The following is a 22289-nucleotide window of genomic DNA, read 5'->3' as shown; positions in this document are numbered from 1 at the left end:
CTGAGCTAAATTGACTGGATTATGAAGTTATATATCAAAAATATGGTGTGTGACCGCTGTAAGCGGGTGGTGCGGGAGGAATTGAAGGGATTGGGAATTGACCTGAAATTTGTAGAACTCGGGGAGGTCGATACGGTTGCGGAAGTGGATGCCGATAAATTGCAGGAGGTGAAGGCTGTGCTGGAGTCCAATGGTTTCGAACTGCTCGATGACCGCCGTCTGGCGCTGGTGGAGCATATCAAAACGCTCGTCATCGACGAGGTACAGAACCTGAAAGGTAACAAGCCCGCGCAGATGAATTTTTCGGATTATTTGTCGGAAAAGATCGGCTATGAGTATTCGTACCTGAGTAACCTGTTTTCTTCCGAAACCGGGCAGACGATCGAGCAATATATCATCGCCCAGAAAGTGGAGAAAGTAAAGGAATGGCTTTCCTACAACGAGCTCACATTGAGCGAAATAGCATGGCGGCTCTCTTACAGCAGCACGGCGCATTTGAGCAACCAGTTCAAAAAAGTGACTGGCATGACACCCGGGGAGTTCAAAAAAGGTACATTACAAAGGACAGCGCTTGACCAGGTCGGACAATAGCGAGCGCCCAAAACACCATAAAACAAACATTATCAAGAACTTATAAATTTTCCATTGTATGAACAAAATCATTGTTGCTTCCCTGCTGTTCTTATCCGTGGCCTGTTCGGGAAACAAATCTGAAAAGGACGCGACGACTACTGAAACACACGCGGTAAGCGAGAAAAAGTACGCATGCCCGATGAAATGCGAAGGCGAAAAAACCTACGCAGAGGCCGGCAAATGCCCGGTTTGCAAAATGGAATTAGAGGAAGTAGCCATGGCAGAAGCTGATACAACAGCACACCAGCATTGATTTTAAACTGATCAGATTATGAAAACGACCATTTTGAGCATTATAACTGCTCTGTTCCTGGGCCTGAATATCGCCTACGCCGACGGCACCAAAGAGGTAAAAATCAAAACCTCGGCCATTTGCGAAATGTGCAAGGCACGCATCGAGCGCAACCTGGGCCTTTCGAAAGGCGTGAAAGAATCGAATCTCGACCTTTCCAACAAAGTGATTACCGTGAAATATAACCCGGACAAAACCACCGCGGAGGCCATCAAGGCGACGATCAACAAAACCGGCTATGATGCCGACGAGCTGCCTGCCAACGAAAAGGCACACGACAAGCTGCCGAGCTGTTGCCGTAAAACCGCCGCAGCGCATTAACGACTCTTTCATTACACTTCTCAACAAACCAGGCCTGCTTGCCTACGCATTACCTTCGGGCGCATGCGTATGTAAGCAGGCTTTTTTAGTAGTTTTGGGTTTCAATTTAAATCCAAATACACCGTGGCCTGGTATCATACCTATTTCAAAGGACTTCCGCAACGCGCCTGGAAACTCAACCAGGACGAAGAATACACTGATTACGAGGTCGATTTTCTACGGGATGTGTTAGAAATAAAGTCGGATAGTAAGGTGCTTGATGTGCTTGCCGGTTACGGTCGGCACGCTATTCCACTGGCCGAACAGGGTACGTCATTGACCTGCATCGATATTTCACAGGAGTATTGCGAAGAGTTACAGGATATTGGCAGCAAACAGCAACTGCCGGTGGAAGTCATTTGCGCGGATGTACTGAACTACGCCCTCCCCGAAGCTTCATTTGATGCCGCATATTGTTTCGGAAACAGTTTCAGTTTCTTTCCACGGGGTGATATGCAGCAGTTTATCAATCAGATTGCCGCAGCATTGAAACCGGACGCACACGTCGCGATCCACACCGAAAACCTGGCCGAAAGCATTCTGCCTAACTTCCAGGCACGCAACTGGATGCCGGTCCAAGACGACATTGTTTACCTCGCGGAAAACGAATACCGCGCCGAAGGCGGCTATATCGAAGCCGAGCAAACCTTCATTTCCGGCTCCGAAAAAGTGACCCATAGCGTTCGCCAGCACATTTACACGCTCGGCGAGCTCACCTATATGTTCGAACTGGCCGGGTTACTCGTAGTAGGCACATTCAGCAACCTCGAAGCCGATCCTTTCATGCTCGGTGATGAACAGTTGTACCTGGTAGCCCGCAAGCAATGATCAATGCGGGAGCTTCGCACGGACATACCCGTACACCCAGGTTCCCGCAATGGCGCTCAGTAATGTAACGGCCACGGCCAGGTAACCCGCACCGATTTGTGCAAACAACGGCCCCGGGCAAGCGCCGGTAATGGCCCAGCCTATGCCGAACAGCAGTCCGCCGTAAATCTGGCCTTGATCGAAAACCTTGTCGGCGATGCTGACTGTTTCCCCGGATATTGTTTTGATGTTGAACCGCTTGATCAGCCAAATGGACACCAGGCCCACTGCAACCGCCGAACCGATCACACCGTACATGTGAAAAGAATCGAATCGGAACATTTCCTGGATACGGAACCATGAAACAATCTCGGCTTTCACAAAAACGATCCCGAATATCACCCCTACGAGCAGGTATTTGAGGTTTCCCGTAAAGCTCTCGACCGATTGTTGCCGGTTCGCGCCGTCGCAGCCATCAATCCTGATGTTGTCAAACTCCGCATCGACGGGTTCTGAGAGCGGGGAATGCTGCTGTATCTTTTCCATGGTGAATCGAGATTTATAGGACAAAATGGAGGAAGAAAGGCAGCAGCAAATGTGTACAAGCAAACCCGCCGATCATAAAACTCAGCGTAGCCACGAGCGAAGGCCATTGCAGATTGGATAGTCCCATAATCGCATGTCCGGAAGTACACCCTCCCGCATACCGCGTTCCAAAACCGACCAAAAAGCCGCCAAACACGAGGAATATCAAGCCTTTCAAGGTGAATACATTACTTACCGCGAAAATATCCGCCGGCATCAGACCAGAGAAGTCGGTTACACCCAAGGCAGAGAGCGTTTGCCGGGTATCATCGGCCACCACTATGGCATCTGGATTACCCAGCCAGAAGTTTCCAACAAACCCGCCGATCACGATGCCCGTTACAAAAAACAGGTTCCATGCCTCCTTCCGCCAGTTGTATTTAAAAAAAGGCAAACCCGCCGGAATCACCGCTGCGCAGATATGCCGCAACGACGACGATATACCAAACGACTTATTGCCCAGCAACAACAATACCGGCACGGTCAATCCAATCAACGGCCCGGCAACGTACCACGGCCAGGGGCTTTTGAGAAGTTCGATGATATTCATTTAAATATTAATTATATAGATTTTATATACTAAAAAGACATGACTTACATTGTCAGCGCCTATTCGGATTAATCACCCTTAATTGGGGAACGCCTGAGAAATCCACTTCGTTATCTGTTAGCAAAATGAAATCATTAACAATTGCCGTCGCTGCTATTGTTGCATCGGGTGTTCGCATTTCCTGTCCCTCCTCAACTTCACACACATCCCGACAATCTCCTCTGTCAATGTGAATATTGAACTGTCATTGACAAATTCTGTCACCCGCGTCTCAAACCCGCTTTTCCATGACAACAATTCGATTTGGGTGATTACTGACAATTGAGGTATCGAATCAATGACAGAATCCAGCAAACGTTCACCTTCCAACGGCAATAATCCAGCCAAATATTTCGAAACAATATTTGTATCAATTAAATATTGCCCCATTCGCTTCGCATCTGATTTACGTGACTGACAAGATCCTCTCCTGCCTCTTTCGGCAGCACTCCCTTGTATTTTTCAGACAGCTTTTTTTGGGGAGCCTCTTTCCCACTATGCAAACGAATAATATCCATTGCCTCCAAATCTCTCAGCAATTGTAATGCATTTTTATGAGTAAGCTCAACAATCAACGTTTCCATATCCGATCAATTGATTTTCCCTAAACTACAAATAATCAACCAAATAATCACACCGTGGTTGATACAGGCACGTTGGTTTTCGCAACCGCGCCGTAGCCTCCTTCGATATTGACTACGTCGTCGACGCCACGGGATTTCAGGATCGAGGCGGCAACCATGGAGCGATAGCCTCCTGCGCAATGAATGTGTAATTTGCGGTCTTTCGGAAATTCTGGCATGAGGTCGTTGATGTAATCCAAAGGCAGGTTTCGTGCCCCTTCGATATGCCCGGAAGCAAATTCGTCCGGCTTGCGAACATCAATCACTTCCAGATCGCCGGATTCAAAACGGCGCGCAAATTCCTCAGCACTGACCGATTCGACGGTATCAATCTCCTTACCGGCTTGTTTCCAGCTCTCGAAACCACCATTGAGGTAGCCGATCGTGTAGTCATATCCCACCCGCGCGAGCCGTGTGACTACTTCCTCTTCCCTGCCGGGCTCTGTTACAATGAGCAGCAACTGTTTCAAATCGGGAATCAATGCACCTACCCAGGGAGCAAAGCTGCCGTCGATACCGATATTAATGGAGTTGGGAATAAAACCTGCTGCGAAATCCGCCGGCTTGCGTGTATCGAGGATCAATGCGCCGGTATTATTCGCTTTTGCTTCAAAGGCGTCTGGTGACAATGCCTGATGCCCTCGTTCGAGCACGTCGTCGATGCTTTCGTAACCATCGCGGTTCATTTTCACGTTTTCAGGAAAATACTGGGGAGGCTCGGTCAGTCCGGTTGTTACTTCTCTTTTAAACTCCTCTTTCGTCATATCCGCGCGTAAAGCGTAGTTGAAGCGCTTCTGGTTGCCCAGCGTATCGGATGTTTCCTTGCTCATATTCTTGCCGCAAGCAGACCCCGCACCATGCGCAGGGTAAACGATTACATCGTCCGGCAGGGGCATAATTTTCGAACGCAGACTATCGTAAAGGATTCCTGCGAGATCATCCATGGTCAGATCACCTTTTTGCGCCAGATCCGGACGGCCCACATCTCCTATAAACAACGTATCCCCACTGAACAATGCCGCAGGCTTGCCTGACGGATCAAGTAGCAGGTAACTCGTCGATTCCATCGTATGCCCTGGCGTGTGCAATGCACGCATAACCACATTACCCAGCTTGAATTCCTCCCCATCACGGGCGATATGGGCTTTGAAACCCGTTTGAGCTCCCGGACCGTACACAATTTCTGCGCCGGTCTTTTCGGCCAGATCAATATGGCCGGAAACGAAGTCCGCATGAAAATGAGTTTCAAAAACATACCGGATTTTGGCGCCGATTTTCTCGGCTTTCTGAATGTAAGGAGCTACTTCGCGCAACGGATCGATCACCGCAGCCTCGCCATTTGAAACAATAAAATAAGCGCCCTGCGCCAGGCAACCGGTATATATTTGTTCTATTTTCATATCATCTGTACGTGTATGTAACGTGTTGGTGGAGGTCAGTTTTAGTCAGGTGCGGTTAAGTTTAGTCAGGAATGGTCAAGAATTGTCATTTGTTGTCAGACATAGTCAGGACCGCTCCAAGCACTTCCTAATTACAACTGACAACTCCTGACAGTTCCCTAAACTCCTCCCATCCATACAACAAATGACAACCCCAGACTAAACATGACAACAACTGACCATCAGTAACCACACCTGACAACTCCTGACTAAACATGACAACTCCTGACCATTCCTGCCAACAAATGACCATTCTTAACAAAATATAGCGAAACCTACCTGCGCCGTACAAACACCAGGCAATACCGCACCACGATCAGAAAACCCCTGACCAAGCCCAACACTATATGACTTCCCCGAATAATTCCAGGCATATTTAAACTTTAACGACCTTCCATCCCCCGAGACGGAATCGCCATATGCCCAGCATAGCCAGGACGGATTCCGCAATGGGTACCGCGGCAAAAACTCCAACCGGCCCGAAATCCAGGATAACGGCCAGCACATACGCAGTCGGGATTTGCACAGCCCAGAACGCGATCAGGTTCAGGACTGTCGGCGTTTTGGTATCACCCGCCCCATTCAGCGACTGGATCACCACCATCCCATAAGCGTAAAACCCGTAGCCCATACATAGCACGCGCAATGCCAGCTTGCCCGTTTCAACCACATGCGGCTGACTGCTAAACAGGCTTATAATGCCTTCCGCGCCGATAAACATGACGACCGCCAGCACACCCAGGAATATCAGGTTAAAAGAAGCACACTTCCATACCGACGCTTCGGCTCTTTCGGGTTTCTCGGCACCCAGGTTCTGCCCCACCAGCGTCGCCGCGGCATTGGCAAGTCCCCACGCAGGCAATAATGTGAACATAATCACACGGATAGCGATGGTATAACCTGCTACCACGTCACTGCCGAACTCGGAGAGGATACGCGTCAGGAAAATCCAGCTCGCAGAGCCTATCAGGAATTGCACCGTACCGCCGGTAGCAATTTTGACGATCGCCCTGATCGTTTCAGGGTTGGGTTTGAGATCTTCCCACAACAGACCCAGTGCCTTTTTGCCCTTGGTTAATGAAAACAACTGATAAGCAACGCCGATGGAACGTCCCGTGGCTGTGGCCAAAGCCGCGCCTGTTACGCCAAGCTCCGGAAAAGGCCCGATGCCGAAAATCAGGATCGGCCCAAGAAGCATATTGAACCCGTTGGCGATCATCAGCGAACGCATGGCCGTTGCTGCCGCGCCGGCTCCGCGTAATGCGCCGCTCAGCGAGTACAGCAATACCACCACCGGACTGCTCAGAAACTGAATCCGGGCAAAATTGGTACCCGTTTCGATCACCTTAGGATCGGCGCCCATCATGCGAAGAATGTCGCCCGCGAGCAGGTATCCCGCCACCGCAGTCACGGAAGAGATCGCCAGCGAAATGAATATCACCTGCCCCACCGCATGCCGCGCCTGGCCCAGGTTACCTTCACCTGTCCGCCGGGCAATGGTGGCCGTAGCCGCCGTACTCAGACCAATCGCCAGGGAATAAACCAGCGTGATCACAGATTCGGTCAGGCCGACCGTTGCGACGGCCTCGGTACTTACTTTTGAAACAAAGAAAATATCAACCACCGCGAACAGCGATTCCATGACCATTTCGAGAATCATGGGTACTGACAGTAAGAAAATGGCACGGTTGATGCTTCCTTCGGTAAAACTTTCTTCGGAGCCACGAATAGCCTCACGAAGCAGTGTAAACCACTTTTTCATGGATAATAAAAATTTGCAATAATGGATAAATAGAAATTGTGCGACCGGCAATGGGTCGTAAAAAAGTGCCTGTTAAAAGGCGGAGACTGAATTGTGGCTAGGCATTAGCCGAAGATGAGCACCAACATAGGCGTTAAGAATTTCGGCAAAGATACAAAAGTCTTTTTCGAACAATCAAATAAAAAAATGGATTTGTTAAATGCTAAATGTAATTTCACAAATTCCTGCGGTGAACTTTTGCGGCTGGCAAACCGTTGCAACTCTGCCCCTTTTCCGGCATGTGGGTATGCTATCGCAGAATTTTGAGCCGGAACCAAGACATAAAACACCAGTGCATGATTGATAAGAAGAAATTATATTCGACAGCTGCCAAAAAGGAAACAGCCGTTCTGGTTGCTGTAAGCACCCAAAAACAAAACACCGAAAAAACGAAGGAATACCTGGAAGAACTTGCGTTCCTGGCGACTACGCTGGGGGTGGAGACGGTCCAGACTTTCACGCAAAATCTCGAACGCACCGATATCCGCACTTACACCGGAAAAGGGAAACTCGAAGAAATCCTGATTTACGTCACCGCGAATCCGGTGGACATGATCATTTACGACGACGACCTTACGCCATCGCAGGTCCGGAACCTCGAAGCCGTTTTCAAGGATATCAAGGTGATTGACCGCAGCTTGCTGATCCTCGCCATTTTCGCCATGCGTGCCCAAACCGCCCAGGCAAAATTGCAGGTGGAGCTCGCGCAGTACCAATATATGTACCCGCGACTCACACGCATGTGGACGCACCTTAGCCGCCAGTCGGGTGCGGGCGTGGGTATGCGAGGCCCGGGTGAAACCGAGCTTGAAACCGACCGCCGGATCGTCAAAGACCGGATCGCGTTCCTGAAAGAGAAGCTGGAAAAAGTGGACAAACAAAGCGTTACCCGCCGTAAAGAGCGCGATCGCCTTGTGCGCGTGGCCATTGTGGGTTATACCAACGTCGGTAAATCAACCTTGATGCGCAACCTCTCGAAAGCCGACGTTTTTGCCGAAAACAAGTTGTTTGCCACGGTCGACTCTACCGTTCGGAAAGTGAATATGGAGAATATCCCTTTCCTGCTTACCGACACCGTAGGTTTTATCCGCAAATTGCCTACAACGCTCATCGAATCGTTCAAATCGACCCTCGATGAAGTACGTGAAGCGGATATCCTGATGCACGTAGTGGATATTTCACACGCTTCGTTTGAAGAGCACCTCGACGTTGTGAACAAAACGCTGGAAGAAATCGGCGCTGCCAACAAACCTTCCATACTGGTTTTCAACAAAATAGATTTGTACAAACCATCGTACAACGACGACGAGGAAGAAGAGAATCCGGCTCCATCGACGCAGGATGTGCTCAATCAGCTGAAACGAAGCTACATCTCGGAAAAAGCCGACCATGTCGTCTTCATCTCGGCCCAGCAAAAGGAAAACATCGACGAATTGAAGCGGACATTATTCTCGCTGGTAAAGGAGAAACACTTCTCTATTTACCCCAACTGGTTGGATCTCGGTTACACGCCAGTGGAAACGGAGGAATAATCATTTGTAATTCAAACGAATTTTTCCCAGTTTTGCACCCCAAATCCCTTTTTTGGGTGCAAAATATTGACTGCGTAGTTCAACGAATAGAGCGGCCCGCCGCCCGATAGGAGTTTCCTAAACTCTGGATATGGTTGGAGTCGCATTCAACCCGGGGTCGCGATCGACCGATTTCCTTCGCGGTTGCAAAAGTGAAATGTTACGTTCTTTATAAATATTGACTGCGTAGTTCAACGGATAGAATAGGAGTTTCCTAAACTCTAGATATGGGTTCGATTCCCGTCGCGGTCACCAAGAATCCACAAGAACACGGCCAAAACCGTGTTTTTGTCGGTTTTAAACGGGTTCTGATAAAGATTAGAAGGTGCGGTTTGATAAGTTGTAGTTATGCTTGTTCAATTTCATGCTACCCGTTTGATACCAGCAATTCAAAAGGCCTTTTGAAATACGTTTGCGGCATATTAAATGCAACAAACAATGTTCAAAGATCAGATTGTAAGGTATAAAGTTATCTATGACAGGAAGAAGCAGGCCGCTAAAAAAGGAAAAGCCGTGGTGCAGATCGAAGCTTACCAAAATGGGAACCGAAGTTACTTTTCCACGGGGATTTATCTCTCTCCTGATCAATGGAATTCAAAGCGACATGAGCCCAAAGACCCGTTTCAAGCTAAGCAGGTACGCGATGCGATTGCGTATTACGAAAAAATCGAAAGGGAAGTTAGACTTCACAATGGCGGACTATTTTCGATTAAAGACTTCAAAGCAACCAGCTCACCGAGCGAAGTTGTAGCTCCGGAACCAAAGCAGACATTTAACGAATTCTTTGCAGCGCAAATAAAGGCTCGAGACAAGGAACTGAAGTGGAATACTTATCGACAACAAACCTCTTGTCTGAACATCCTGAATGAATTCGATCCGACAATTTCATTCGAGGACCTGAAATACAGAACCATCGATGCCCTTCATCAATTCATGGTTAAAAAGGGACACTGTAACAGCACATCGAACAAGCGCCACAAGATTATCAGATCCTACATAGCCAAAGCGATTAAACTGGAAATGTTGGATAAAAACCCTTACGATAAGTTTAAAATCCCAGCCCCTGTTGTCAATAAGCTCGCGCTTCTCGGAAGTGAGCTGCGGGCGTTAGAAGATCTCACTTTTCCGGAACCGCATGGAAGGCTTGAACGCGTTCGAGACATGTTTCTATTTGCTACTTACACCGGGCTTAGGTGGAGCGATGTTTTCAAGCTTACCCGGCAAAATCTGATCAAAACGGATAGCGGCATAGTACTAAACATCAAGGCATCAAAAACGGAAAAGTTGTTTCAACTCCCCCTTTGGTTGATGTTCGAAGGAAAAGGCCAGGCACTCGTTCTTAAACATTGGCCATACCTTGAAGCAGGGAAGCTCTTTCCAAACCTGAACAACGCTTTCACTAACCGTGCATTGAAGCGACTTGCCGTATTAGCTGGAATAAAAAAGCACTTACACTTTCATGTTTCGCGCCATACGGCAGGAACGATACTAGCCAGAACTGCCGGTGTCTTGACGGCAAAGGATGTGTTACAGCACTCAACTCTCGCCACAACAATGGGTTACCTACATCTTTCTAATGCAGAGCGAAATAGATCGCTTGAAGAAGTTAAAAACTGGTATTAACTAGTCACCTATGGAAGCACAACCAAGAGCAAGAGGCCCTTATAAAAAGCATAAAACGGAATATAAAATCTCCGTTGCTTATGAGTTGTATTCTAGTAAAAAGCAACAAGAAGGCTTGACAAACCCTCTTTATATTCGCGTCAGGGCAAAAAAACAACAAAGCTACTTCAGAAGCCAAATCCCCCTTTGGTTTGGTTCAAACAAAATTGATGAGATTATCCAAGATCCACTGATTACCCTATTTGTCGAGCAAGAAACCAGCCTTATCAAAGAGCACTTGGGAAATTACATTGACAAATTTGGAGACTATTTTCGTATTACCGATTGGCTAATCGATTTTAAAGAGTTTCTCTCATTGAGATCTTTCCCTGACATTGTCGAGAACTATGTCAATCGAGACTTTCATATCAATCTTATCCGGAATAAAGGTGTTGATTACAAAGCATTTAAGAGCCTCGTTCCCCATCAATCAAAACTAGCAGACTCTTTAGCACTGGCCAAAATCCTGAAATGTGTCGGTGTAGAAGGTCTTGATCAAATAATTACTGCAATCTCCAGCAAGTCCAAAGTTTCTGCATTCTTTTTCAGACACCTAGAACGCTGGGTAAACCCGGTTTTGAACGCCATGCATGGCCCTGCCGGAGAACTTCTTGCAGACTTTATTTTCTTCAATGAGTACGTAAGCAACAAAATCCTCGAAACTTACGCTCAAACTGGAGAAGATATATCAACTGACCTACAGACACTTAAGGCCATATACGATCTCGACCATTAAAAAAGTGTTATTAATTTTTAACTGCTAACACTTTTTTGATAGCATTTTTCGTAGTATTGCAGAAGTTATATGTAATCATAACCACGCAATATGAACAGTCCGTTAAAACCTTCGAACAACGCAGAAATGCAACTGCAAATCGACAATCTCACTCGTAGAGTCGACTATCTCGCCAGCAAAATCAAATCAAACAGCGAAATCCCCAAAAAAGAGTGGTATCGGCCCACCGAGGCTTGCAAACTGCTAGGCATATCTCGAGCAAAGTTTGAAGCTTACAAGCGATCAGGCCTTTTCCCTACACATAAAGTTGGAGGATGCGTATATGTAGCTTCGTCTGATATTTCAGGCTTCTTTTCAAAAATGCTGCGGTAGCAGTCAAACATTCTCACTTTCATACCGACACTCATTTTCAGCGACTAAACGCTAAAAAATCCCTATCCGTCAATTTCCTGAACAGCAAAAAGCCCGCGTCCTGGCAGACATCGGGCTCAATATCTTCATGTCCAATTCCTCAAAACTAAACATTTATGATCGTGGCAAAATTAGCAAAAATCCAAAAAATCCCCATTCCGCAACTCACTTACGATTCAAAAGCGGCTGGTAGAGTTTCCGTTCTTTTTTGGCAGCATACTAGTAAAAGTACTGTGATTTATTGCAGACTTACATGTAACGGCAAGCGTTACGATCGCTCAACCGGTCTAAAATGCTCGAAAGGCGAGTTTGACACTCAGACACAGCGATTTACTAACAACCACGCTTTCAACACGATATTAAATGATATTGTAGCTCGCGTTCATTCAGCGCAGGCTGATTTCCGTTTAGCTGGCCGCTCAATTAAACTTGAAGAGCTGTGGATGCTGGCCAATGGCATTAGCCCTAAAAAACAGCAAAGCAACCTGCTACACTGCATCGATCGGTTTCACAAACAAAGAACCGAAGAATACGAACTCGGTCGAACCTCGCTGGCCACGTTCAAGAAAATGGCTACTTGGAACAAGCTGATAAACTTATTTTCTGCTGAGTCGTACGGGAAGGACGGGGAGATCCAAAATGTTAAGCCGGCAGATGCACACCGCTTCTTGCTTTGGCTGCAAAAGCGGTTCAACCACTCCAACAATTATGCTTGCATGGTTGTTGAGCATTTCAAGCGAATGCTCAATTTCGCCGTTGAAAATGAATGGATTGTCCGCAATCCGTTTATGAACTATCGCCGCAAATTTGACAAACTACAAACAGAGCGCCTAACAGAGGCCGAAGTTGACAAATTAAGAACAGCTGCAATTTTTGCTCCGGCGGTCGACCACATCCGAACTGCTTTCATTTTCCAATGCTACACTGGCCTACCCTATGCGGAATTGGTTCGCGTCTCCGAATCCAATATCATAGCCGACGAAAAAACGGGCGCTGAATATCTCAAAATAGATCGCTCCAAGACGGGAACGGAGTCCATTATTCCCCTTACAATGGAAGCGAGAAAAATCATTAACTCGTTCGCAGACCACCCAGTTAGAAAGGAGAAGGGGCTGTTAATACCCATGATCAGCAACCAGAAATACAACGTCCATTTAAAACAACTGGCTGGGTTGGTAGGCTTAAATAAAACGCTCACATCACATGTCGCGCGCCGTACTGCCGCTACACTCTTTTTGACAAAAGGAGCACCATTAGAATCCGTTTCGGCAATGTTGGGGCATACGAATACGAAAACCACGCAGCGGCATTATTCAGTCACACGACCAGAAAGAGTTATCAGAGACATCCAAGCGATCACCCCACTATCAATGGCACAATGATGAAAAATAAACGATCTAAAATAAAGATCCTTACGCTACAAAATGAGGCATTAAGGATAAGACTTGAAGGCTTACAGTCTGAAAATGAGTTCTACAAAAGCCAGCAAACAAAGCTCTTCAACTTAGCCTCTGACCAGTTCGCGACGGAGCTATCTATGCTTAAAAAACTGGTTGAACTCGAAAGTGCTTTGAGCAAAGCGAAGTCGGAAAACAGGAAAAGGTAGCTTTCTCAAACTGATTCAACAACGATCATTTGGCCCGTAGGAATCAAGAAGGCTCGGACGATACCGAGCCTTAACCCCGATTCGTCATAAGACAGCAACACTTACATACAACAAAATGAATAATAGCCCCTTAACAAGAAATACGAGCGGGAGAAAGCCTCGGATACTAGAAATTCAAGAGTTTCTAAACTCGCGGTACGAGCTCCGCATCAACTGCGTAACTCAAAAAATAGAAAGCCGCCTCACAGGCACCAATGATTACTTCTCTCCTATCGACGAGAATAATTTAATCTATGAGCTATATGAATATGGCTTCACGAAATTCAAAGATGAGTTAAAAGCGCTTCTCGGTTCTTCAAGAATACAGCGCTTTGATCCTTTTAAGCACTATTTCGAGAAACTTCCGGCCTGGAAAGAGACTGACCCGGATTACATCGAAGAACTCGCGTCCTATGTTGAAACGGACAATCCGGACTGGTGGAAGCATATGTTTAAAATGCACCTCGTGCGCTGTGTAGCACAAGCAACCGGCGAATCGGGATTTAACAAGCAATGTCTGACTCTCGTTGGGAAGCAAAACGACGGCAAAACTAGATTCTTGGACTTTCTCATACCTCCCGCCTTGAAGGAATATGCTCGGAAAGGCTTCGATTTTGGTAAGAAAGAGGGGCTTATTGCATTAGTTCAAAACTTCATTATCAACCTGGACGAGCTCGCGTCCTTTGAAAAGAAAGAGCTCAATAATGAATTCAAATCCGTCCTATCCGAATCCACAATCCGATACACTCCTAAGTTTGCGAACTACGAGGCGACGTTCCAGCGACGTGCAAGCTTTGTAGCTTCTACCAACCAAGTTGAGTTTTTGACAGACGAGACCGGGAATGTTCGTTGGCTGCCGTTCATCGTGAACTCGATAAACCATGACAACGGAGGCTCGAACGGTTACTCAAAATTAGACATTAACAAGATATGGGCACAAGCATATGCCCTTTTCAAATCCGGCTTTAACCACCAATTGTCTAAGTCCGAAATACAACAGCAGGAGATAATCAACAAGAACTTTATAAAAGTTTCGGACGAAGTCGACATTATAAGCAGATACATGAAGCCCTCCCATAAAGGGGACATGAATGCCGAATTCAAGACCCCTACGCAGATAAGAGAATATCTTAACGGAAAGACTTCTATAAAGCTTTATACCAATCAGATAGGCCGAGCAATGACCATGCTTGGCTTTCAACGCGTCTCAGGATATACGGATCATAAAATGTCCGTGAAGGGATATTACATTCAAACACTACATTAAAAATTGGTTACCTGCTTACCTAAAAAATTTCAAATAACTAATAATCAATGAATTATATCGACAATTTTCAAGTAGGTAACCATTGTCTCTACTTACCTGCTTACCTGAAACACGGTATAGGTAGGCACGGCAAATTCAGGTAACCATAACTATTGCCTACCTACCTAAGAAATAACAAACTAATAGACTAATTATCAACTAGTTAAATACTTAGAAAATTAATTTAGGTAAGCAGGTAACCATAATTTTAAATCTCATGCCGCTAGCTGCACATAACAGTTTGTCGCGTTCGGTACTGAGTATACTTTTCCAAGTTTACCGCTAAAAGAAAAAGGAGATGCTCATTGAAAAATCAAAAGCGGAAATAAAAGCCATACCGATTTGGGAATATCTCGGCTCATTAGGCTTCTTCCCCGTCCATCAGACAGGCCACGAACTTCAATACTTTTCCCCCATCAGGCAGGAGCAAACCCCGTCATTTTTCGTCAACCGTCTGAAAAACGTATTCAACGATTTCGCAGGCGAAAAAGGAGATATTATTCGGTTGGTGAGTTTGCTTAGGAACGTTGGGTATCTCGAAGCTTGCCGACATCTGTCAGCCTGGAATGGTGAGCCAAGTGTTCATGAACAGTTTGAAGCCTATGGCAGGCAAACTGATCGGCAGGCAAAATACAATCTCCCAGCACCGGAAAATCGACGCCTGGTTAAAGTCGTTAAGCTTCAAAGCCCCTCACTGATACGATACGCCCAAAGCAGATCCATTCCTTTTCTTTTAGCGGCTCGATATTGCTGCGAGGTACATTACCAAAACAAGGGCAAGCAATATTATGCATTAGGGTTCAAAAGTGACAAGGGTGGCTACGAGCTGCGCAACAAAATCGGAGGAAAGGATTTTAAATCTTGTATTGGCTCTAAGGCCACTACTTTGATCCGGGGAACCGATAGCAGTGCGTTGTCTTTATTCGAGGGCTTCTTTGATTTCCTATCAGCATTGGTCTACTACGATGTGCCTAAACCCAGGCACGACGTGCTAGTCCTGAACTCGACGGCCAATCTCAGCGCCGCAAAGCAAATCCTTTCTAGCTATCAGAAAATATATACTTTCCTTGATCACGACGCTACGGGCAAAAAGGCCATGCAACAGATTGAAAAATGGAAATTTCCATTTCTTGATCGGGCGAGTGTCTACACAGGATTTACGGACTTTTCCGAAATGATCAGCTCGAAGCGCGAAGCACCCACCAACTCAACCAAATAAGTTACTGAAAATCAGCAAACTATGTTATTTTCAAAAAGTTGCACCTTTTTTGCCACGAATTCCCTATCAAACATTTCAAAATCAAGTAATTACATTTTTGAAAGACATTTTTTAAGGCGAAAATCTCTCTCTTGATCCCGCCCTTTGACATTTTAGAAATTTCCAATTTAATAATTCCGAATATCTGTGACGACTCAAAAACCACCCTAGAAAAACCTGTCCTTTGCTTTTCCAACGTCCAAACCGAATTTTGACACATTCTTTAATTTAACACAACACACTAATGCGAATGCTCATCTTGTCCACCGGGACACCCTCTCGCCACCTTGTCGAAGCTCTCAAGGAGCATCAGTTTGAACGCCACAACCCCGGCGACCTCTATCTTTACGTATCCGAGAGCGTCAATGGCTACGACCGTATCTACAACGGCAAGGCCGACTTATCCACACCGGAGCGCCTTCATGTACGCGGCTTTGACGCCGTCATCAGTCGCATCGGTAGCAACCTCACCTTTGGCGCTACCATCTTGCAGCACATTACCGAGAACCTGGGGATCTACTGTCCGCAAAGCGCCCACGGCTTGCTTCTTGCGCAGGACAAAATGAAAACGGTCATGCGGTTAAGCGCCGAAAGCATTCGAGCCCCTCTCACTGTTTTTGCTCAGAAAGCTTCTCACGTTGACTTTATCATGAAGAAGCTGGGAGATCTGCCTGTCATTGCCAAAGTACTCAAAGGCTCACAGGGTATGGGCGTTATGATTTGTAAGGACAAGGAGCAGACGAATACGACTCTCGAGTCCTTTTGGGGTCATGATATTGACATAATGCTTCAACGGTACATCGATACCGGCAGTAAGGATGTCAGAGCCATTGTTGTCGGCGATAAGGTGGTGGTAGCTATGGAACGAACCGGCAGCAAAGACTTCCGAGCCAACATCTCGCAAGGGGGCTCCGGAACAAAGATCACACTGACTGCCGACCAAGAGAAAATGTGCGTTCAATCTGCCAAAGTCTTAGGACTAGAATTTGCCGGTGTCGATATAATGACCGACAGAGAAGGCAGATCTTATGTGATCGAAGTTAACGGAAATCCCGGAACAAAAATCATAGACATCACCGGCCACAATTACTTTGTTGATCTCGTGAAACACATCGAAAGCAAAGTAAAATCCGGACAGGCGGCTAAAAATGCGAGCGTCGAGAAACCCACACCAAACAGTTCAATTGATAATGAAATATTTTTAGGCGACCCTAAAAATTTATCTCAACTTCAAACCCTGCAATCAAAAGAAGCGAAGGGAATCTTGACGTACAACGAGAGAGCAATGCTTACATTTCTCAAATCAAGGCAAGCCGTATAACCTTAAAACACCAGTGTGCGTGTTCAATCGCGGATACGCACACCACTTTCAAACACTATAACCACTAAACGTGAATAACAATGAGCAAATTTGTTGATGAATCGACAAGAACCAACGCGTACGGAAATGACAATGACGAATGGGGCTTTATGCCTGGAATCGGCACCTACAAAAAGGGGAATTTCAGAAAGGTGAAGCAACGTGATCCGGACGAACCAAAGGCCAAAATCGTGTCAAGTATGACATGGATTGACTCGGAGCGGTATCATGACGAGAATGGCATTCTGCGCGTGAGACGGATAACCTATAAGTATGACGAAGATGGGAATAAAATCGTTCTTCCGAACGAGTAAGTAAGCGCGGGTCGCCTTACATTCTCACCTCCCACGCCGGGCTAAACCAATGTTAGAGTTTAGTCCGGCCTATCGGCCAGTAGTAATATGTAAAGCTAAACTGTCTTAGGGCGTTTATAACCCTTGATAAACACTTCAAGGTCATCAACTGCGTTTTCAGCCTTACCCTTTACCCACCCGTCGGAATCATTCAACGCAAGATTTACGTGAGATAAAAAATCTACAGGCACTATATTCCATATTCTGGCAATGTGGGAAATACATTCAACGGCTGCTCCCCGAATGTATTTATCAGGATGCGAAAGAAACCGGCTAGTAGTGGATACTGAGAGGTCATAGCTACTGCCTTTCATAACCGTCGAAAGGAGTGCCGATAGCACCACGTCCGGATCATTGCTATCAAGGCCATTTTGCGTATCAGAATAGAACTCTGGAACTTCTTTGTAAATCATAAAGGTTGGTTAACCGCTCGTTGGTTCTGTTGAATAATGTCTAAGAGTTAATCAAATTATGAAAGTTCAGGCATGGTGCAAAATTCGTAAATATTGCCTTTATACAAGCTAGTCCAAAGTGAATGCCCCGACAAAAGATCCTTTTAGCCACTAATTGTCCCTTCTTCCTCGAATTCCCATTTAAGATCGTATTCGCCGCTTAAGATCGCAGGTACCTTTCCCGGCTCGTTGTACTCAATATAAAGTTCGATAGCTTCTTTAAACGAACGCTTTACTTCCGCAACGCTCGAACCCTCGCCCCAAATCCCGGGAGCATTTTCACTATAAGCGCCGTACAAACCTTTGCCCTTCCCGATAATTACTTTGACCGTTTCCATATTTTATGATTCGTTGTACTGAAAGTAGCCACTTTTTAACGAAAGCAACAACACGATTTCCTCTCATGATGGCTAACGGCATCTAAGAACACGAATGCCATATGGACTCAGTCTGTCTCCACAGTGACTTGGCTGAGCCACCGCAGTCTTCATGGCGAGCGATGTGAAACCATCATCATATCAACCATTTCCTTCTTGGAGCAGCGAAATCAAGTAATTGCTGCTCTTAAAAGCGGGGACTGGATTCATTACTAAGGACACCCCTGATTTAATTCAATTTTTCCTCATAAAAAGAATAAATTGTGAAAAATAAATTATCTTTGAAGATCTTACCCTTTTTCGGTAATTAAATTTATCTTTGCATGGAGATTAGTTACGCCAATAATAAGATTAAGAAGCAACTTAGCAATGCCTCCGAGATACAAAAAGCGTTCGGTGTTAATGCAAAAAAGGTAGCGGCACGGCTAGATGACATACTGGCTGCCCCAAACTTGGCCGTACTAATAACAATCCCGGCGGCAAATTGTCACCCGCTAAAGGGCAAGCGACAGGGCGAGTGGGCAGTAAATATTTCACCTAATCATAGGCTAATTTTTGAAATTGGAAATAGTCCTATCCCAAAGACCAACGATAATTCCGTAAATACAATATTGGTTACGGAAATCGTCATCGTTGAGACCGTCGATTATCACTAAACCGCTGACAATCAAATTATGAATAAGAAAGAATTGGAAGCTGAAAAGGAACTACTCTCAAAGCCAGGCGATACAATAGTAGAAACTTTGGAGTATTACAAAATGAGCCAAGCGGAACTGGCTCAAAGAATGGGTAAAACTCCATCAAAAATAAATGATATAATATCCGGAAAAGAACCTATAACCGTCACTACAGCCCTCCAGCTTGAAAAAGTACTAGGGATAGACGCACAATTTTGGCTAAACCGAGAAACGCTTTACCGAGAAAAGTTATCTAGAATTGTTCAAGAACAAACTTTGGATGAGTACAAGGGGTGGTTAAACTTTCAACCACTACGTGAGCTGAAAAAATATGGGTATTTAAAATCCGAAAAAGCCGATGCTTCTATGATTGAAGAATGCTTGAAATTCTATGGAGTTGCATCCACAAATCAATGGCAATCTATGTATGTGGACCAGTACGCCTCAACCAATTTTCGAAAAAGTAGTGCTCATTCAGCAGAATTAGCGAGCATGGCAGCTTGGCTTAGAATTGGTGAAATCGAAATGCAGAAGCTTACGCTTCCTGCTTATGATAAAGATGCATTTAAACAAGCCCTTCTGGAAATTAGAAAGCTCGTAAAAGACCATCCTGAGAACTATGCATCACAGCTTCAGCAGGTTTGTCATAGCGTAGGGGTTGGAGTTGTTTTCACCATCTCTATTCCCAAAGCTCCCATTAGCGGGGCTGTACGGTGGCTGAGAGGCAATCCTCTGATACAACTTACCGATAGACACAAATCAAATGATCATTTTTGGTTTACATTTTATCACGAAAGCAGCCATATCCTTCTTCACGGAAAGAAAGATGTTTTTATAGAAGACTTTGAAGGAGTTAGTCTAGATAATCAGAAAGAGGAAGAAGCAGATGCCTTAGCCAACAAATTGATATTTTTGGAAGACATTGTCCCCGATTTTACCGGTAAGATTACGGAGTCGGAGGTACGTCGTGTTGCCAGAAAAGTCAATACGCATCCTGCTATGGTCATAGGAAGACTTCAACATTTGGGGCTCGTTTCTTACTCCTTTGGTAATAGCCTAAAAATTAAGGTATCACTTTCAGATATGTTTAACACCCCAAACTAGAATTCTATCATGGATCACCAGCTCATCTACGTTCCTGTTTTCAAAAGCCTCCAGGAAGAACAGAAGGTCTTGCAATCGTTTGATTTTCAAGACAGAATTTATCCCTACTTGGAAATCATCAAGGAAGTCGACAGAAAACCGTCGATTCGAAAAAATCCCGAACGCACAGCAAAGAAAGTGACACCACCGAAAACTTTTGAGCACGTTTATATTCCAATCATCAGGAACATAAAGGCGCGTAGAGTATTCGTGGATCTACCTGTACATATAAAATCACGTCGCGACATGAAGCCTGAAGTTCTCACCTTCTTGCAAACCGTCGTTGCGAACAGAGCGAATCGAACCGATTTTATGAAAAAATTGAGCCCGCTTAGCAAAAAAGTCATTCCAGTTATTTCTTCCTACTATGCTCGAACGGCTGAAGCGAATTCTATTATTTTACAAGCAACTGAACTCAGACGGCATTTCGAGAATCTGGCTTTTCGGACATCCTATGACTCATTTTCAAGAGATCTTAATCAAATTAAGTCGCAGGTTTTGCCAAATGATTATTTGATTTTAGATTGGGAAGATCTTCCATTACTAAATAAAATTAGCCAACATTCTGAAATAATCGAAAGTCTACGAGAACTCAACTGCACAATCGTCATTCATAAGAGTGCTGTTCCAAGTGATATTACTAATACAGGGCTGGATCACGGTGAAGTTATTGACACCATAGATAATAGCTTGATTAATGCCTATAAAGGACTCGGTGCACATTGCTTTTCCGATTTCTGTGGAATAAAAAAACATAACTTGGGCAAGGGGGGAAGGATAAGCCCCGGATTTATATACTACGACGCCGTCACTAACAAGTTTTATGGATATAAAGGAGTTAATCAGGAATTATATGAGTTTGAGACAATCATAATTCCTGCTATCCTTTCCTCGGAAGCAACAGCAAGAATGCTTGAAAGTGAGATCGATTTTCTAGGAGGCACCAATGTCGGATGGCAAACCATAAACCGAATTAGTAATAATTTAGAGTCAGGCCAAAATGCAGGAAAATTTAAAAAAATTGGAATGGAGCACTACCTGCACTGCTTAAAAAGTAGAATAGATAATGGAGATTTTAATTGATCAGTGATACACATACTGGGGTTGAATGTTGGTGTTGAAGAAAAACTGTACATCGACCGGAAGGATACTCCCCTTGTGGGCTGTAATAAACGTCCAGCGCTCTCGGTATCTTTCCGAAAGGATCTCTTTAAAGCTCTTGTTTATCACCTCCTTAGAAAACTCATTCAAAATACGCTCTACATCTCCCTCAGCACTGCGAAAGCCCTTAATTAGCTCCTTCTTGGTCAACAGTTTCAACTGATACTCTGGGTCGATACTATCGTTCTTCGAAGCGACTCTATATTTGAAATATTTCCCATCGTCGAAATACCATAGCCCGAACGAATGTGGTAATATGTCGAGCGCCTTGCTAACGTGGCATTTATCTACAACCAAGTAGTTAAATTCGAACGCCAATAGATAGTCAGCCATCTGCTTCGTCAATTTTGAGAGATTATCGAACTCAGATTTTATTTCAAACGCGGTACTGTACTGGCCAATTGTCAAAAAATCCAGTCGACTTTTGTTTATCTTGATTTCAAAGGCTGCAACGACACGGCGCTTGAAGAATCGCCGAAATAACTCATACTTGTATACATGTTCGCCTTTGTATCTGGTAATCAGCGTTTCGTTAAGTAGGCAGTGTAGGTCAAATTTAGTCAGTGATAGCAAATTAGTGTCCGGATAGACCCTCGACAGCCTCTCGACGAGCTGCCCCGAGTAGTCTAGCGGGTTGTAGCTTTTTGCTAAGTAACTGATCTCTTTTAAGTTAAAATCCATAGACGCTGTATCAAAGCCATTGAACAAGTACACCAATGCGCATTTTACTCACAAGTATAGAGGATTTACCTCATTTGTTCTAATCAACATATACCTCCGTCGCCTCGACACATAACGCCTCAAGCTAATTTTCCGAGATTACTCGGAATTGACAAAGCAGAAGAAGAAATCAACACACTCATTATCAAGATACTAAAAAATATGTAAATAATCCAACAGTCCAACAACCCGTATATTAGCGGCTAGGTTTTCACGAGAAGCTACAAAAGATTTAGGATCTGAGACGCCTCATACCTCTACCTACTTACCTCGTACTCACCACAGCAACAATTAGCCAAATTCTAAAAAATCACAATGCCACATTTAA

Annotated in this window: 24 protein-coding genes and 1 tRNA gene; 17 read left to right on the top strand and 8 right to left on the bottom strand. The window is 45.2% G+C overall.

Going from position 1 to position 22289, the window contains the following annotated elements:
• Positions 1-21: 21 nt before the first annotated feature.
• From CLV60_RS22485 to CLV60_RS22470, 4 genes are all read left to right on the top strand, one after another.
• Positions 22-591 carry a helix-turn-helix transcriptional regulator gene (locus CLV60_RS22485; RefSeq protein ID WP_106597630.1) on the top strand — a complete coding sequence of 190 codons (570 nt, stop codon included), beginning with the start codon at positions 22-24 and terminating at the stop codon, positions 589-591.
• Between the two features lie 58 nt (positions 592-649).
• Entirely contained in the window at positions 650-886 is a 237-nt protein-coding gene (locus CLV60_RS22480; protein WP_106597629.1) for a heavy metal-binding domain-containing protein, read from the top strand.
• An 18-nt stretch (positions 887-904) separates the two neighbouring features.
• Positions 905-1246, top strand: coding sequence for a heavy-metal-associated domain-containing protein (locus tag CLV60_RS22475; protein ID WP_106597628.1), 342 nt, complete (start codon positions 905-907; stop codon positions 1244-1246).
• A gap of 123 nt (positions 1247-1369) precedes the next feature.
• On the top strand, positions 1370-2113 hold the full coding sequence (locus CLV60_RS22470; RefSeq protein ID WP_106597627.1) for a class I SAM-dependent methyltransferase: 744 nt from the start codon (positions 1370-1372) through the stop codon (positions 2111-2113).
• Here CLV60_RS22470 and CLV60_RS22465 read toward each other — a convergent pair whose 3' ends face one another.
• From CLV60_RS22465 to CLV60_RS22440, 5 genes are all read right to left on the bottom strand, one after another.
• On the bottom strand, positions 2114-2638 hold the full coding sequence (locus CLV60_RS22465; protein ID WP_106597626.1) for a YeeE/YedE family protein: 525 nt from the start codon (positions 2636-2638) through the stop codon (positions 2114-2116).
• A 13-nt stretch (positions 2639-2651) separates the two neighbouring features.
• Positions 2652-3227, bottom strand: coding sequence for a YeeE/YedE family protein (locus CLV60_RS22460; protein WP_106597625.1), 576 nt, complete (start codon positions 3225-3227; stop codon positions 2652-2654).
• A 413-nt stretch (positions 3228-3640) separates the two neighbouring features.
• Positions 3641-3850: a hypothetical protein gene (locus CLV60_RS22450; RefSeq protein ID WP_106597623.1), complete on the bottom strand. Its 210-nt coding sequence runs from the start codon at positions 3848-3850 to the stop codon at positions 3641-3643.
• A gap of 47 nt (positions 3851-3897) precedes the next feature.
• Positions 3898-5289: an MBL fold metallo-hydrolase gene (locus CLV60_RS22445; protein ID WP_106597622.1), complete on the bottom strand. Its 1392-nt coding sequence runs from the start codon at positions 5287-5289 to the stop codon at positions 3898-3900.
• A 415-nt stretch (positions 5290-5704) separates the two neighbouring features.
• Positions 5705-7090 (bottom strand): MATE family efflux transporter, encoded by a 1386-nt coding sequence (locus CLV60_RS22440; protein ID WP_106597621.1) that lies wholly within the window; start codon positions 7088-7090, stop codon positions 5705-5707.
• A gap of 335 nt (positions 7091-7425) precedes the next feature.
• On the opposite strand from CLV60_RS22440, the gene hflX reads away from it, so the two are divergent.
• The 10 genes from hflX to CLV60_RS22375 all read left to right on the top strand — a co-directional run bounded on the left by hflX (position 7426) and on the right by CLV60_RS22375 (position 17392).
• Complete coding sequence (hflX, locus tag CLV60_RS22430; RefSeq protein ID WP_106597619.1) at positions 7426-8661, top strand: GTPase HflX; 1236 nt, start codon at positions 7426-7428, stop codon at positions 8659-8661.
• 219 nt (positions 8662-8880) lie between these two features.
• Positions 8881-8955: transfer RNA gene (locus CLV60_RS22425), tRNA-Arg, on the top strand.
• A gap of 183 nt (positions 8956-9138) precedes the next feature.
• Positions 9139-10323, top strand: coding sequence for a site-specific integrase (locus tag CLV60_RS22420; RefSeq protein WP_170118841.1), 1185 nt, complete (start codon positions 9139-9141; stop codon positions 10321-10323).
• Between the two features lie 10 nt (positions 10324-10333).
• On the top strand, positions 10334-11098 hold the full coding sequence (locus CLV60_RS22415) for a hypothetical protein (RefSeq protein ID WP_106597617.1): 765 nt from the start codon (positions 10334-10336) through the stop codon (positions 11096-11098).
• Positions 11099-11188: 90 nt separating this feature from the next.
• A complete protein-coding gene (locus CLV60_RS35030) occupies positions 11189-11470 on the top strand; it encodes a helix-turn-helix domain-containing protein (RefSeq protein ID WP_106597616.1) in 282 nt (93 codons plus the stop codon).
• Positions 11471-11625: 155 nt separating this feature from the next.
• A complete protein-coding gene (locus tag CLV60_RS22405; RefSeq protein WP_106597615.1) occupies positions 11626-12891 on the top strand; it encodes a site-specific integrase in 1266 nt (421 codons plus the stop codon).
• Positions 12892-13230: 339 nt separating this feature from the next.
• Positions 13231-14421: a VapE domain-containing protein gene (locus tag CLV60_RS22395; RefSeq protein WP_106597613.1), complete on the top strand. Its 1191-nt coding sequence runs from the start codon at positions 13231-13233 to the stop codon at positions 14419-14421.
• A gap of 337 nt (positions 14422-14758) precedes the next feature.
• Positions 14759-15679 carry a DUF8464 domain-containing protein gene (locus CLV60_RS22390; RefSeq protein ID WP_106597612.1) on the top strand — a complete coding sequence of 307 codons (921 nt, stop codon included), beginning with the start codon at positions 14759-14761 and terminating at the stop codon, positions 15677-15679.
• A gap of 289 nt (positions 15680-15968) precedes the next feature.
• Positions 15969-17039: an ATP-grasp domain-containing protein gene (locus CLV60_RS22380; protein ID WP_170118840.1), complete on the top strand. Its 1071-nt coding sequence runs from the start codon at positions 15969-15971 to the stop codon at positions 17037-17039.
• An 80-nt stretch (positions 17040-17119) separates the two neighbouring features.
• Positions 17120-17392 carry a hypothetical protein gene (locus CLV60_RS22375; protein WP_106597609.1) on the top strand — a complete coding sequence of 91 codons (273 nt, stop codon included), beginning with the start codon at positions 17120-17122 and terminating at the stop codon, positions 17390-17392.
• A 95-nt stretch (positions 17393-17487) separates the two neighbouring features.
• On the opposite strand, the gene CLV60_RS22370 is transcribed toward CLV60_RS22375, so the two are convergent.
• A complete protein-coding gene (locus CLV60_RS22370) occupies positions 17488-17844 on the bottom strand; it encodes a hypothetical protein (RefSeq protein WP_106597608.1) in 357 nt (118 codons plus the stop codon).
• A 143-nt stretch (positions 17845-17987) separates the two neighbouring features.
• A complete protein-coding gene (locus CLV60_RS22365) occupies positions 17988-18221 on the bottom strand; it encodes a hypothetical protein (protein WP_106597607.1) in 234 nt (77 codons plus the stop codon).
• Positions 18222-18583: 362 nt separating this feature from the next.
• On the opposite strand from CLV60_RS22365, the gene CLV60_RS22360 reads away from it, so the two are divergent.
• The 3 genes from CLV60_RS22360 to CLV60_RS22350 are packed head-to-tail and all read left to right on the top strand — an operon-like array spanning position 18584 to position 21163.
• A complete protein-coding gene (locus CLV60_RS22360; RefSeq protein WP_106597606.1) occupies positions 18584-18916 on the top strand; it encodes a type II toxin-antitoxin system RelE/ParE family toxin in 333 nt (110 codons plus the stop codon).
• A gap of 18 nt (positions 18917-18934) precedes the next feature.
• Positions 18935-20041 (top strand): HigA family addiction module antitoxin, encoded by a 1107-nt coding sequence (locus tag CLV60_RS22355; protein WP_106597605.1) that lies wholly within the window; start codon positions 18935-18937, stop codon positions 20039-20041.
• Between the two features lie 9 nt (positions 20042-20050).
• Complete coding sequence (locus CLV60_RS22350; protein ID WP_106597604.1) at positions 20051-21163, top strand: beta family protein; 1113 nt, start codon at positions 20051-20053, stop codon at positions 21161-21163.
• On the opposite strand, the gene CLV60_RS22345 is transcribed toward CLV60_RS22350, so the two are convergent.
• Entirely contained in the window at positions 21164-21922 is a 759-nt protein-coding gene (locus CLV60_RS22345; protein WP_106597603.1) for a sce7726 family protein, read from the bottom strand. It lies immediately after the preceding gene.
• Between the last annotated feature and the right edge of the window lie 367 nt (positions 21923-22289).

The sequence above is a fragment of the Dyadobacter jiangsuensis genome, from assembly GCF_003014695.1.
In the GTDB taxonomy this organism is placed as follows: domain Bacteria; phylum Bacteroidota; class Bacteroidia; order Cytophagales; family Spirosomataceae; genus Dyadobacter; species Dyadobacter jiangsuensis.
The sequence above is the reverse complement of the archived record's forward strand: the minus strand, read 5'-3'. Positions and strand labels throughout refer to the sequence as shown.

Bases quoted from the DNA above. Each gene is read 5' to 3' on its own strand.
- CLV60_RS22485 (WP_106597630.1), top strand. From the start codon at position 22: ATGAAGTTATATATCAAAAATATGGTGTGTGACCGCTGTAAGCGGGTG.
- CLV60_RS22480 (WP_106597629.1), top strand. From the start codon at position 650: ATGAACAAAATCATTGTTGCTTCCCTGCTGTTCTTATCCGTGGCCTGT.
- CLV60_RS22475 (WP_106597628.1), top strand. From the start codon at position 905: ATGAAAACGACCATTTTGAGCATTATAACTGCTCTGTTCCTGGGCCTG.
- CLV60_RS22465 (WP_106597626.1), bottom strand. From the start codon at position 2,638: ATGGAAAAGATACAGCAGCATTCCCCGCTCTCAGAACCCGTCGATGCG.
- CLV60_RS22460 (WP_106597625.1), bottom strand. From the start codon at position 3,227: ATGAATATCATCGAACTTCTCAAAAGCCCCTGGCCGTGGTACGTTGCC.
- CLV60_RS22450 (WP_106597623.1), bottom strand. From the start codon at position 3,850: ATGGAAACGTTGATTGTTGAGCTTACTCATAAAAATGCATTACAATTG.
- CLV60_RS22445 (WP_106597622.1), bottom strand. From the start codon at position 5,289: ATGAAAATAGAACAAATATATACCGGTTGCCTGGCGCAGGGCGCTTAT.
- CLV60_RS22440 (WP_106597621.1), bottom strand. From the start codon at position 7,090: ATGAAAAAGTGGTTTACACTGCTTCGTGAGGCTATTCGTGGCTCCGAA.
- hflX (WP_106597619.1), top strand. From the start codon at position 7,426: ATGATTGATAAGAAGAAATTATATTCGACAGCTGCCAAAAAGGAAACA.
- CLV60_RS22420 (WP_170118841.1), top strand. From the start codon at position 9,139: ATGTTCAAAGATCAGATTGTAAGGTATAAAGTTATCTATGACAGGAAG.
- CLV60_RS22415 (WP_106597617.1), top strand. From the start codon at position 10,334: ATGGAAGCACAACCAAGAGCAAGAGGCCCTTATAAAAAGCATAAAACG.
- CLV60_RS35030 (WP_106597616.1), top strand. From the start codon at position 11,189: ATGAACAGTCCGTTAAAACCTTCGAACAACGCAGAAATGCAACTGCAA.
- CLV60_RS22405 (WP_106597615.1), top strand. From the start codon at position 11,626: ATGATCGTGGCAAAATTAGCAAAAATCCAAAAAATCCCCATTCCGCAA.
- CLV60_RS22395 (WP_106597613.1), top strand. From the start codon at position 13,231: ATGAATAATAGCCCCTTAACAAGAAATACGAGCGGGAGAAAGCCTCGG.
- CLV60_RS22390 (WP_106597612.1), top strand. From the start codon at position 14,759: ATGCTCATTGAAAAATCAAAAGCGGAAATAAAAGCCATACCGATTTGG.
- CLV60_RS22380 (WP_170118840.1), top strand. From the start codon at position 15,969: ATGCTCATCTTGTCCACCGGGACACCCTCTCGCCACCTTGTCGAAGCT.
- CLV60_RS22375 (WP_106597609.1), top strand. From the start codon at position 17,120: ATGAGCAAATTTGTTGATGAATCGACAAGAACCAACGCGTACGGAAAT.
- CLV60_RS22370 (WP_106597608.1), bottom strand. From the start codon at position 17,844: ATGATTTACAAAGAAGTTCCAGAGTTCTATTCTGATACGCAAAATGGC.
- CLV60_RS22365 (WP_106597607.1), bottom strand. From the start codon at position 18,221: ATGGAAACGGTCAAAGTAATTATCGGGAAGGGCAAAGGTTTGTACGGC.
- CLV60_RS22360 (WP_106597606.1), top strand. From the start codon at position 18,584: ATGGAGATTAGTTACGCCAATAATAAGATTAAGAAGCAACTTAGCAAT.
- CLV60_RS22355 (WP_106597605.1), top strand. From the start codon at position 18,935: ATGAATAAGAAAGAATTGGAAGCTGAAAAGGAACTACTCTCAAAGCCA.
- CLV60_RS22350 (WP_106597604.1), top strand. From the start codon at position 20,051: ATGGATCACCAGCTCATCTACGTTCCTGTTTTCAAAAGCCTCCAGGAA.
- CLV60_RS22345 (WP_106597603.1), bottom strand. From the start codon at position 21,922: ATGGATTTTAACTTAAAAGAGATCAGTTACTTAGCAAAAAGCTACAAC.